The organism is Paracoccus sp. PAMC 22219 (genome assembly GCF_000787695.1).
Taxonomy (GTDB): Bacteria; Pseudomonadota; Alphaproteobacteria; order Rhodobacterales; family Rhodobacteraceae; genus Paracoccus.
This window is the reverse complement of sequence record NZ_BBPH01000067.1, coordinates 1-11,277: the sequence shown is the minus strand read 5'-3', so window position 1 is coordinate 11,277 and position 11,277 is coordinate 1. Positions and strand designations below refer to the sequence as shown.

Below are 11,277 nucleotides of genomic sequence, written 5' to 3'. Positions count from 1 at the left end.
GCCCGCGATGCCGCCAGCCCGTGGCTGATCCATCGGCTGGCCGAACAGCCGGTCAGCCTGATCGGACGGCCGGACCTGGTGGGCAAGGATCGGTCGCTGGCCCAGCTGCTGCGGTCGGAACCCCTGGTCCTGCCGGTGCCTGAAACGGCGCTGCGGGCCGATTTCGACACGATGGCCGCCCGGATGGGCATCGTGCCGCTGATCGCCGCCGAGGCGGACGACATGGCGATGCTGCGCCTGCTGGCGCGCGAGGGGGCGGGGATCGCGGTGATCCCACCCATCGTCGTGCGGGACGAACTGGACGCCGGGACGCTTGTCGAGGCCGCCCGACTGGCGGGCATCAGCGAGACGTTCTACGCCGTCACGCAGCACCGCCGCTTTCCGAACCCGCTTTTGGCGGACGTGCTGTCGCTTTGCGAAGGCACGCCCTGAAGGACGGCGGATCGGTGCGGTTGGGGTCCCGGATCAAGAGAGGTGGATGCCGTGCCATCGGCGGCGGCCCTTCAGAACCGCGGCTGAGAGTTCATTCGCGCGCAACGGGGGGCGTATCCAATGGTGCATATGCGGCCCGGGGACGGACTTCCTTCCGGGACGTCGCCGCTGACGTCGTTCCGGATCCTGAACCTCAAGACTGAGTGTTCCTGAGAAATCTGCAGCAGAGCCTGTCGGTGCTGATTTCATCCGCCGAGTGCTTTGAAAGGCGCGCGGCCAGTTGCATGTGGCAGGACGGACCATCCGCGACTATGGTTTGTCGGATGGATGATTGGACGCTTCAGTTTCCCGGTCTCTCCCGGCTTGGTTCGGATCTGCGCAAGGTCCTGCTGACTCAAAGTGCTGTCGTGTCGGTTCCTGCGGGGACGGTCATCTTCGGGCCGGGGAAACCGCCCGAGCATCTGCTGTTGCTACTGGACGGCCGGGTCAGGGTCCAGCAGACCTCGGACGAAGGCCGCGAGATCGTGCTGTACCGCGTGGCGGCGGGGGAAAGCTGCGTGATGACCACCGCCTGCCTGCTGGCCCATGAGGCCTACTCGGCCGAGGGCATCGCCGAGACCGACATCCGCGCGGCGGCGATCCCCCGGGCGCTCTTTGACGATCTGGCGTCACGGTCGGTCGACTTCCGAACCTTCATCTTTACCGCCTATGCCCGGCGCATGTCCGACCTGTTCATGGTGATCGAGGAGATCGCCTTTCAGCGGCTGGATATCCGCCTTGCGCAAAAGCTGATCGAACTGGCCCGCGACACGGGCCAGATCAGGGCCACCCATCAGCAGATGGCGGCGGAACTGGGCACGGCGCGCGAGGTGATTTCCCGCCAGCTGGGCGAGTTTCAGCGGCGCGGCTGGATCGGGCAGGCACGGGGCGTGATCGACCTGCTGGACATCGCCGGGATCGAACGGCTGGCGGCGCAGGACGGCAGCGGGTCGCGCCCCTGACCGCGGCTTGGTGATCTTATCACCGACCGGCGATGCGAAAGCCTGTATCACGGTCCAGAGCCAGCATAAGGATCGTGCCATGACCCGCAACATCGGACCCGTCGACCGGACCCTGCGCCTTGTGCTGGGGGCGGCCCTGATCCTCGTGGCGCTGGCCAGCGGCTGGCCCGCGTTCCAGGGCGGCCTGCCCCGCGCGGTGGCGATCGTCGCGGGCGTCGTGCTGATGGCCACCGCGGCCGTCAGGGTCTGCCCGCTTTACACGCTGCTGGGGATGCGGACCTGCCGCCGCTGATCCCGCCCTTTCCCGACATGAGGACCATCATGACCGACTATCCGATCGACATGTCCGTCACGCCCCAGGTGACGCCGTTCTTCGATCCGGCCACCAACACCATCAGCTATGTCGTGCGCGATCCGGGTTCGACCGCCTGCGCGGTGGTCGATTCGGTGATGGACATCGACTATGCCGCGGGGCGGATCACCTATGACCATGCGGATGCGATCATCGCCCATATCCGCGACCAGGGCCTGACCCTGGAATGGATCATCGAGACGCATGTCCATGCCGACCACCTGTCCGCCGCCCCCTATGTCCAGGCCGCCCTGGGCGGCAGGATCGGCATCGGAGACGGAATCATGGTGGTGCAGGACACGTTCGGAAAGATCTTCAACGAGGGCACCGAATTTCAGCGTGACGGCAGCCAGTTCGACGCGCTGTTCAAGGATGGCGATATCTATCACGTGGGTGGCATGCCGGTCGTGGCCCTGCACACGCCCGGCCACACGCCCGCCTGCATGACCCATGTGATGGGCGATGCGGCCTTTGTAGGCGACACGCTGTTCATGCCTGACGGCGGATCGGCGCGGGCCGATTTCCCCGGCGGCGATGCGGGCGTGTTGTATGACAGCATCCAGAAGGTGCTGGCCCTGCCCGACGCGATGCGGCTGTTCATGTGCCACGACTATGGCCCCAACGGCCGCGAGATCCGGTGGGAGACCACCGTGGCCGAGGAACGCGCCCACAACATCCATGTCGGCGGCGGCAAGACGCGCGAAGAATTCGTCACCTTTCGCACCGAACGCGACGCGACGCTTGCGGTGCCGAAACTGATCATCCCGTCGCTGCAGGTCAACATGCGTGCGGGCGTCATGCCCACCGACAAGGATGGGCGCCCGATGCTCAAGGTGCCGGTCAACGGCCTCTGACCCCGCCATCCCCGGACGTTCAGGGAGGAACAGATGGACCCCAGGACCCTTTCGCCGCAATTCGCGGTCTCGCCCCAGATCACCCCGCAGGACATCCCCGCGCTGAAGGCCCGGGGCTATCGCGCGATCATCGTCAACCGCCCAGACGGCGAAGGCGCCGACCAGCCCACCTTTGCCGAGATCGAGCCGCAGCCCACGATGCCGGGATGCAGGCGCGATATGTCCCGATCAGCGGGGGCATGGTCGGCGACGACAACGTGGCGGCCTTTCGGGCTGCCCTGCGCGACATGCCGGGGCCGGTGCTGGCCTATTGCCGGTCGGGGACGCGGTCCGCGACGCTGTGGTCGCTGGCGCAGGCCGACGACATGGCCCTGCCGCAGATCCTGGGGGCCACCAAGGCCGTCGGATACGACCTGTCCGGCGTGATCCGCCGCATCGCCAATGGTGGACGCACGCCCGTGGCCCGGCCCGATGCGACCCATGACGTGGTGATCGTGGGGGCGGGGGCGGCAGGGATTTCGGTTGCAGCCAGCCTGTTGTCGCGAAAGCCGGGGCTGGACATCGCCATCATCGATCCGGCCGATGTGCATTCCTATCAGCCCGGCTGGACCATGGTCGGCGCGGGCGTCTTTACCGCCGAACAGACGGCGAAACGCATGGCCTCGCTGATCCCGGCGGGTGTCACCTTGATCAAGGGCGCGGTGGCGGCGTTCGAGCCTGCCGCCAATGCCGTGATCCTGGAGGGATGCCTGGTCGTGGGCTACAAGCGGCTGGTCGTCTGCCCGGGGCTGGCGCTGGACTGGAACCGCATCCCCGGTCTGGTCGAGACGCTTGGCCATCATGGGGTCACGTCTAACTACCGCTATGATCTGGCGCCCTATATGTGGCAGCTGGTGCAGAGGATGAAGCGGGGCCGCGCGATCTTCACGCAACCGCCCATGCCCATCAAATGTGCCGGCGCCCCGCAAAAGGCAATGTATCTGTCGGGCGACGCCTGGCACCGCAGCGGCGCCCTGAAGGACATCGACATCCAGTTCATGAATGCGGGCGGCGTGCTGTTCGGGGTCAAGGATTACGTCCCTGCGTTGATGGAATACGTGAAGAAATACGACGCAACGCTGAACTTCTTTTACAACCTGGTGCAGATCGACGGACCCGCCCGCAAGGCGTGGTTCGACGCCGCGGCGCCCGACACGCCGGTGGAGCGGATCGAGGTCGATTTCGACATGATCCACGTCACGCCGCCGCAGACCGCACCCGATTTCATCCGCGTTTCGGCCCTGGCGGATGCGGCCGGGTGGGTCGATGTCGACCAGGCGACCCTGCGCCACAAGACCCATGACAACATCTGGTCGCTTGGCGACGTGATGAACGCCCCGAACGCCAAGACGGCGGCAGCGGCGCGTATGCAGGCCCCGGTGGTGGCGGAAAACATCGCGGCCGATATCGACGGCCGTCCGGCTTGCGCGGATTACAACGGTTATGGCTCTTGCCCGCTGACGGTGGAGCGGGGCAGGATCGTGCTGGCCGAATTCGGCTATGGGGGCAAACTGTTGCCCAGTTTCCCCAAGGCGCTGATCGACGGCACCCGCCCAAGCCGCCTGGCATGGCTGCTCAAGGAGCGGATCCTGCCGCCGGTCTATTGGCGCGGCATGCTGCGCGGCCATGAATGGATGGCCAAGCCTCACAAGATCACTGCCTCATAAGATCGGACCCCGCCTGTGAAGCCTATCCGCGCCTATTTTCCGATCCTGACCTGGGGCCGCGATTACGACCGCCAGACCCTGTCCGACGACCTGCTGGCCGCCGTGATCGTGACGATCATGCTGATCCCGCAATCGCTGGCCTATGCCCTGCTGGCGGGGCTGCCGCCCGAGGCGGGGCTCTATGCCTCGATCGCGCCGATCATCCTCTATGCTGTGTTCGGCACCAGCCGGACGCTGGCGGTGGGGCCGGTGGCGGTGGTGTCGCTGATGACGGCGGCGGCGATCGGCGCCATCGCCGAACAGGGCACGATGGGCTATGCCGCGGCGGCGCTGACGCTGGCCGGGCTGTCGGGGGCGATCTTGGTGGTGATGGGGGTGCTGAAGCTGGGGTTCCTGGCGAACTTCCTGTCGCATCCGGTGATCGCGGGATTCATCACCGCGTCGGGCATCCTGATCGCGACCAGCCAGCTGGGCCATGTCCTGGGCATCGGTGCCGGGGGCCATACCCTGCCGGAAATGATCGTGTCGCTGGTTCGCGGCCTGCCGCAGGTCAACCCGATCACGGTCTGCATCGGCGTGACGGCCACGGCCTTCCTGTTCTGGGTCCGCCGCGGGCTGCGGCCGCTGCTGCGCCGCATGGGCCTGGGCGCGCGCGCGGCGGACATCGCGACCAAGGCCGGGCCGGTGCTGGCCGTGGTGGTCAGCACCGTCGCGGTCTGGGGGCTGGGCCTTGACCGGATGGGCGTGCGCATCGTGGGCGTGGTGCCGCAGGGCCTGCCGCCGCTGACGCTGCCGCCGCTGTCGGGCGACCTGATCGGGATTCTGCTGGTTCCCGCTGCGCTGATCTCTGTCATCGGGTTCGTGGAATCGGTGTCGGTCGCACAGACGCTGGCGGCCAAGAAACGCCAGCGCATCGACCCCGACCAAGAACTGATCGGGCTGGGGGCGGCGAACCTGGGCGCGGCCTTCACCGGGGGCATGCCGGTCACCGGCGGTTTCGCGCGGTCCGTGGTGAATTTCGACGCGGGGGCTGCCACCGCCGCGGCGGGGGCGTTCACGGCCATCGGCCTGGCGATCGCCGCGGTCGCACTGACGCCGCTGATCCATTACCTGCCCATTGCCACGCTTGCCGCGACGATCATCGTGGCGGTGCTGTCGCTGGTCGATGTCGCGATCCTGCGCCGGGCCTTGGCGTTCTCGCGCGCGGATTTCATCGCTGTTGCGGCCACGATCCTGCTGACCCTGGGCCTGGGGGTCGAGACGGGGGTTTCTGCCGGGGTGATTCTTTCCATCGGCCTGCACCTGCACAAGTCCTCGCGTCCGCACGTGGCCGAGGTCGGGCTGGTCCCCGGCACCCAGCATTTCCGCAACATCCTGCGCCATGACGTGCAGACCGATCCCGCGATCGTCACCCTGCGCATCGACGAAAGCCTCTATTTTGCCAATGCCCGCTTTCTGGAGGATTACGTCGCCGACCGCGTGACGCCCGATTGCGACGTCAAGCATGTGGTGCTGATGTGTTCGGCCATCAGCGACATCGACCTCAGCGCGCTGGAGAGCCTGGAGGCGATCGCCCACCGCCTGCAGACGATGGGCGTCACGTTGCACCTGTCCGAGGTCAAGGGGCCGGTCATGGACCGCCTGAAGACCTGCGATTTCCTGCAGCAGCTGACGGGCCGGGTGTTCCTGTCGCAATACGATGCCTGGGACGCCCTGAGAACGCGCGATGCCGAAATCGGCAGCGAGCGATAGGCATCGTCAATGCTCATGATGGCGGTGTCGTATTCCCTGTGCGGGGCGGCCAGTTAACCTGCTCCATATCGCACCACAGTTTGTTTGAAGCCGATGATGCAAGTGACCTGCGACATCTACCGATACCTTCCGGTTGGAAGCAAATCACCGCTTTGGATCCAGACGCGGCGTAAGGCGGCCGTGACGCAAGGTGGTCAACCGGTGGTTCTGAAGACGCCGCGCGCCGTCAAAGGCTGGTGCCGTCAGACCTGCTCATCGATAGCGTTTCAGGGAACACAGCAATGCGCTCATGTTTTGAGAACCCTGCAATCAAACGTCAGCGATTCAGCCCCCACAGGGTGATGAGTGTCAGGATCGTGAACTGCGAATTGCGCAGGCAAGTTCAGCTGAGATCGGATGCGTTATCAAGACGCGGCGTGAGTCCAGCCAAACATTTGTGGGCGTTTCAGGTGGCTTGCGCGCATTCACCTGACCAGTGGATCGACTGACCGGATCATCCGCAGCTGTCATCGATTAGCAAACGTTATAGTTCACTGGCAGGAACATCGCCCACCCGCACGCGCTTCGTTACGTCTTCTGAGGAGGAGACGGATCATGGGAGACGAGCGATGAAGTATTCGACGATCTGGATGGCCAGTTGCGCCATCGGTGCGTTTGCCGGCATGGCGCAGGCGGACTGCGCGACCGATCTGGCGCGCTTTACAGACACTGCCGCAGTGGCCGGGGCAAGTTCCACGCCGGAAGGCGATGCAGAGGGTATCGCAAAGGACGGATCACTGGCCCCGCTGGAGCAGCCGGCTGGCGATGGCGCGCAGTCCGATACCGCCGACACGGCGGCTGAACCCGCGTCGGATATGCCAGCAGCCGATACAGGGGACGGTGGCACGTCGGACGGGATTGCCAAGGACGGCTCGCTGGCCCCCCTGGAGGAGACGGACGCAGAGCCGGGAACGGCCGTCGCCATGTCGGGCAGCGATGTCCAGGCACAACAGGACGGCCAGCCGACCGCCGCGGAGGAGGCCGATGCGACAGGACCCACGCCGGACCGCGATGCCTTGATTGCCGAAGCCCAGACCGCGCTGGCCACAGGGGACGAGGCCGCGTGTCAGGCAGCGGTCGACCAGCTTGCCGCGATGTGACGACAGACTGTGCCCTCTCGCGGGGGCGCAGTGCCAAGATCGGGCGTTGAGGCGGTTCGAGAGCGGCGTCGCGTGGGTCATACTGCGATTGTGACAACGCAGTTGCGGTCATGTCGCTTACCGACTGCGCCAAGGCGCATGGACCAGTTTCAACGTGATGTCCCAAGTCATGCAGACTGAAAAAATCTATGACCAGCCGCATTCAGCGTCCGGTCATAGGGATGAGATCAATCAGCTATGTCTGCCACGACACCCGCGGCCATAGGCAGGTGCCATCGTCAGCGGAAGATATAGGTGATCTGGCGATCGTCAGGGTTCACCAGCACCGTCTGGCCGTTGATCTGCGCATAGCGATAGCCCGGCTGGTCTGGGATCTCGTAGATGGTGACATTCTCGGGGATTCCTGCGCCCAAGACGACCTCGCCGTCCAGATAGATCGGATCGACCGCGTTCGTGGTGACATAGGTAGTGACTTCGGTCGTCGGTTCCTCGGCTGCGGCCGCGCCTGTCGCGCCGCCGATGGCAAGGCCCGCGACCGCGCCGACCGGCCCGCCGATCAGCGCGCCCATGGCCGCACCGCCCAGGCCGCCCAAGGCGGCGTCCTGCCCGGTGGTCGGATCCTCGACCGGTGCCTCGATGATCGTCACGCCGACCGTCTCGCGGTTGGGGTACAGCGACACGACCTCGTCGCCCGCCTTGACGGTCAGATAGTCGCCATAGGCCCAGCCATCCAAGCCATCACCATTGACCTGGCACCAGTTGGCGCTGTCGATGCAGCCCAGGACCGAGACCTCGTCGCCTGCGCCGATGGCGCCGATGACCCCGTGCTGCACCCCCGGGCCGGAGCGGACGTTCAGGTCGGTCGAGACCGTGGCCATCGTCTGTGCGGATGCCGCCCCGGCAAAGGCCATGGCGGTGATGAAGGCAGGGACAAGATGCGGTTTCATGATGATCTCCGATCTCAAGGGGCAGATGCCCCGATGATGTCTTGTAAACCTGCCCCCACGGCGTCCGGTTCCCGGTGGAAAAGCGCGTCAGCAGCAGGACCCTAACTGTGGAAATCCGTCCGATCGGACAACGGCGGATCACAAGAGTAGGATCTTGCGCGCGGATGATGCCGCGCGCCCGGCAGGCACCTTGCACCGAAGCGGGGAATGGGAAACAATCATTGTCACGACAAGCGAGGTCACCCGGACATGCACGACAGCGAACCCGTTCCGCGCCCGGACCTGTTCACGAACAAGGACGAGGACGCATGGTTGGAGCAGTTCCTGCTCCTGCGCTACACGCTTCACATGCCCGTCGAGCGTATCGCCCAGATCGACTATGGGCTGGACCCCGATCACCCCCACGCGCCCGTTGCCGGCGCTTTCTGGGGCCGCCATATAGAGCAGCAGTTCCCTCGGCTTGACCTGCGGTACTTGTGGACAAAGGTTCCGCGGTAGCGCGAGGCTACTTTACGGCAGGCGGCCAGATCGGCGACCGGCCGGTACAAACTTCGATATGCGCTGATGGCCGTGTGACGGTGATGGCGGACCAAGCGTCGAAATACAGCGGATAGCTCATGGATCGGATCACGATGCCAAGCGTTCCCCTCCAGACGCCGCATTGGCAGTCAGGAGATGGACATGTCCGAGAAAACGATAGCCGACCTCGCGAAGGCGATGGGCAAGATCGACTTTGCCATGCTGACCACGCGGACCGAGGGCGACCAGCTGGCTACCCGTCCGATGAGCAACAACGCCGACGTCGAGTGGGACGGCGACAGCTATTACTTCACCTATGAGCAGACGCGCACCGTGTCGGATATCGAGCGGGACCGGCATGTCGCCCTGTCCTTTCAGGGCCGCGCGGGAATTCTGGGCGCACCGCCACTGTTCGTTGCCGTCGAGGGCGAGGCAAGCATCATCCGCGACAAGGCGGTGTTCGCAGAGCACTGGACCAAGGGCCTTGATCGCTGGTTCCCTCAGGGAATCGATACGCCCGGCATTGCGCTGATCAAGGTTCATGCCGTGCGGATCAACTATTGGGACGGCGAGGAAGAGGGGGAGGTGACCCCTTCCGTCTGAAGAGGCGGTGTTGTGGCAAGAGTCACGCCTGTTGTCTGCACGCGCCAGGGAGACATCTAGCAAAGGCAGCGGGTCGCTGAGCCATCTTGTTCATGGCACGGCGATTCACCAGTTTCCAAAGATAGACAGAACAAGGCTCTATCACCCGCCGCTACGGTTTCATAAGTCACGCTGGTCGTGCGCCTCCTTAAGGCGTCAGCCGCAGCGGTCGCGAAACGCACGGACACCTTGGCGCGGTCCGCCTTTGTGATCGTCACGGGCAAGGGCGTTATCGATCATGCATTTTCAAAGTGCTGAACGTGATCTTTATCAGGCCCGGATGCTGGAACGGAACCGAACCGTTCACGTTTGACAGTTCGACATACAAACATCTGGTCGGTTTACTGCCCGGCTTTCCCGCACGATGTGGCGCGATGCATGCGTGAGCCACTCCACACCTGCCTCTGCCTGATGCCTGGACAGGCCATTGGCCTTCTCTCTGGAGTTGGCGGCCGGGACCTCACTGCCATGACCAGCCTTTTTCCGAACGGACACCGCATGGGCGCGCGATGACAACATACGGATCACCATGACATTCCGGCCTGAAGCCACGGACGCGATAACGCATGTCTCGATCGCCATCCCCGTGCGTGACGAGGCGGAACGGCTGTACCGTCTGCTGGACGCGCTCGCGGGGGCCGCGTCGAACTGTGATCTGCCCGTCACCGCCGTGGTGCTGGCCAACAACTGCACCGATGCCAGCGAACAGATCGCCCGCTCGTTCTTCAGCCCCGCGTTGCAGGTGTCGGTGCATATCGTCGCCTTTCCTGTGCCGACGGCCAGTGCCGGCAAGGCGCGGCGTGCGGCGATGGATCTGGCCGCAGGTCCGGGGGGATTGCTGATGACGACGGATGCCGATGCCATTCCGGGACTTGGGTGGATCCGGGCCGCGTTGGATGCCACCCGCTCCGGCGCCGATCTGGTCTGCGGATCGATCACCGCCGATGTCCCGCATGTGCTGGCCACGCCGTCGGGCGCGCGCATCACCCGGGCCGAGGAGGCGTATAGTGACCTGCTGCGCCGCGTCCGTCACCGGCTGGACCAGGTGGCCGGGCGCCAGTCCCTGATGTCGGCACCCCCGCATTATATGGAATCCGGCGCCTCGATGGCGATCCGCGCCGATTGCTATCATGCCATCGGCGGCCTGCCCGCGCTGGATTTCGGAGAGGATCGCGCCTTGGTCTTTCGTGCCGAAGCGCATGGGCTGCGCGTCCACTATTCGCCCGACATGACGGCGCGCGTGTCCGGGCGGCTGCAGGGTCGTGCTGCTGGCGGCATGGCCGCCTGTCTGCGTCACCGGATGCAGGACACCGATCCGCTGGCCGATCAGGCGATGATCCTGCCGGACACCCTGCGCAGGATGTGGGCCGACGCGATGTCCGGGCAGGTCCGCGCCTATCCCGACCGCAGCGTTTCTGCCGGACCGCATCTGCGGGCCTCTGATCTGGAGGCGTGGTTGCAGGACCTGACGATGCTGGTCGACGGGACCGTCGATCCGGATTTCGCGTGATGGTGCGGCAACCCGGCGGCGATGGTGGCCGAATGACCTGCGTCATCGACCAAGCCCGACGGATGATCGCCGATGCCCCGCAGGACGGGGCCGACGGCCCGTCCGGTCCCGCCTTGGCCGCGGCACTGCGCGACAGCGGGTTGCTGGCGCAATGCCTGACCCTGGCGCATCACCCGCGTGACCCGCTTGTGCTGCTGGACGCGTTGCAGCAGGTCGGAGGCGCCAACCTGTCGGCCGGGCGCCTGTTCGAGGGGCATGTGAACGCGGTCAAGCTGCTGCATCTGCATGGTGGGCCGACCGGGCCGGTGGCCCAGGGGGCGCTGTACGGCATCTGGGGCGCTGACGGTCCCGATCCGGCGCGGATCGAAGGATCGATCATCCGGGGGCAGAAGCTGTTCGCCAGCGGCGCCGACGTGCTGGACC

At 65.5% G+C, this 11,277-nt stretch carries 10 protein-coding genes and 2 pseudogenes; 11 read left to right on the top strand and 1 reads right to left on the bottom strand.

All coding sequences use genetic code 11. The features are described from left to right. The 7 genes and pseudogenes from TY51_RS08135 to TY51_RS20225 all read left to right on the top strand — a co-directional run. On the top strand, positions 1–432 hold a 432-nt coding region (locus tag TY51_RS08135), incomplete at its 5' end, for a LysR substrate-binding domain-containing protein (protein ID WP_042248162.1). 323 nt (positions 433–755) lie between these two features. Further along, positions 756–1,433, top strand: coding sequence for a Crp/Fnr family transcriptional regulator (locus TY51_RS08130; protein WP_156117955.1), 678 nt, complete (start codon positions 756–758; stop codon positions 1,431–1,433). A gap of 79 nt (positions 1,434–1,512) precedes the next feature. Continuing rightward, complete coding sequence (locus TY51_RS08125; protein WP_042248155.1) at positions 1,513–1,725, top strand: DUF2892 domain-containing protein; 213 nt, start codon at positions 1,513–1,515, stop codon at positions 1,723–1,725. A 29-nt stretch (positions 1,726–1,754) separates the two neighbouring features. Further along, a complete protein-coding gene (locus TY51_RS08120; RefSeq protein WP_042248152.1) occupies positions 1,755–2,639 on the top strand; it encodes an MBL fold metallo-hydrolase in 885 nt (294 codons plus the stop codon). A gap of 33 nt (positions 2,640–2,672) precedes the next feature. Further along, positions 2,673–4,345 (top strand): annotated as a pseudogene (locus TY51_RS08115) (TIGR01244 family sulfur transferase). A 15-nt stretch (positions 4,346–4,360) separates the two neighbouring features. Beyond that, on the top strand, positions 4,361–6,097 hold the full coding sequence (locus TY51_RS08110; protein WP_042248149.1) for a SulP family inorganic anion transporter: 1,737 nt from the start codon (positions 4,361–4,363) through the stop codon (positions 6,095–6,097). A 608-nt stretch (positions 6,098–6,705) separates the two neighbouring features. Continuing rightward, the gene (locus TY51_RS20225) at positions 6,706–7,236 is read left to right on the top strand and encodes a hypothetical protein (RefSeq protein ID WP_052649955.1); all 531 of its coding nucleotides are present in this window, start codon (positions 6,706–6,708) and stop codon (positions 7,234–7,236) included. Positions 7,237–7,514: 278 nt separating this feature from the next. On the opposite strand, the gene TY51_RS08100 is transcribed toward TY51_RS20225, so the two are convergent. After that, positions 7,515–8,183, bottom strand: a complete 669-nt coding sequence (locus tag TY51_RS08100) for a DUF1236 domain-containing protein (RefSeq protein ID WP_042248171.1) — start codon at positions 8,181–8,183, stop codon at positions 7,515–7,517. Positions 8,184–8,432: 249 nt separating this feature from the next. On the opposite strand from TY51_RS08100, the gene TY51_RS08095 reads away from it, so the two are divergent. The 4 genes and pseudogenes from TY51_RS08095 to TY51_RS08080 all read left to right on the top strand — a co-directional run. Further along, positions 8,433–8,681 carry a hypothetical protein gene (locus TY51_RS08095; RefSeq protein ID WP_042248145.1) on the top strand — a complete coding sequence of 83 codons (249 nt, stop codon included), beginning with the start codon at positions 8,433–8,435 and terminating at the stop codon, positions 8,679–8,681. A 183-nt stretch (positions 8,682–8,864) separates the two neighbouring features. Beyond that, positions 8,865–9,305: a pyridoxamine 5'-phosphate oxidase family protein gene (locus TY51_RS08090; protein ID WP_042248167.1), complete on the top strand. Its 441-nt coding sequence runs from the start codon at positions 8,865–8,867 to the stop codon at positions 9,303–9,305. Positions 9,306–9,873: 568 nt separating this feature from the next. After that, entirely contained in the window at positions 9,874–10,854 is a 981-nt protein-coding gene (locus tag TY51_RS08085) for a glycosyltransferase family 2 protein (RefSeq protein ID WP_052649952.1), read from the top strand. Between the two features lie 32 nt (positions 10,855–10,886). Next, positions 10,887–11,277: pseudogene (locus TY51_RS08080) on the top strand (hypothetical protein); the annotation flags it as partial.

Excerpts from the sequence above, each read along its gene's own strand:
- TY51_RS08120 (WP_042248152.1), top strand. The coding sequence starts at position 1,755 with ATGACCGACTATCCGATCGACATGTCCGTCACGCCCCAGGTGACGCCG.
- TY51_RS08095 (WP_042248145.1), top strand. The coding sequence starts at position 8,433 with ATGCACGACAGCGAACCCGTTCCGCGCCCGGACCTGTTCACGAACAAG.
- TY51_RS08130 (WP_156117955.1), top strand. The coding sequence starts at position 756 with ATGGATGATTGGACGCTTCAGTTTCCCGGTCTCTCCCGGCTTGGTTCG.
- TY51_RS08100 (WP_042248171.1), bottom strand. The coding sequence starts at position 8,183 with ATGAAACCGCATCTTGTCCCTGCCTTCATCACCGCCATGGCCTTTGCC.
- TY51_RS08125 (WP_042248155.1), top strand. The coding sequence starts at position 1,513 with ATGACCCGCAACATCGGACCCGTCGACCGGACCCTGCGCCTTGTGCTG.
- TY51_RS08090 (WP_042248167.1), top strand. The coding sequence starts at position 8,865 with ATGTCCGAGAAAACGATAGCCGACCTCGCGAAGGCGATGGGCAAGATC.
- TY51_RS08085 (WP_052649952.1), top strand. The coding sequence starts at position 9,874 with ATGACATTCCGGCCTGAAGCCACGGACGCGATAACGCATGTCTCGATC.
- TY51_RS20225 (WP_052649955.1), top strand. The coding sequence starts at position 6,706 with ATGAAGTATTCGACGATCTGGATGGCCAGTTGCGCCATCGGTGCGTTT.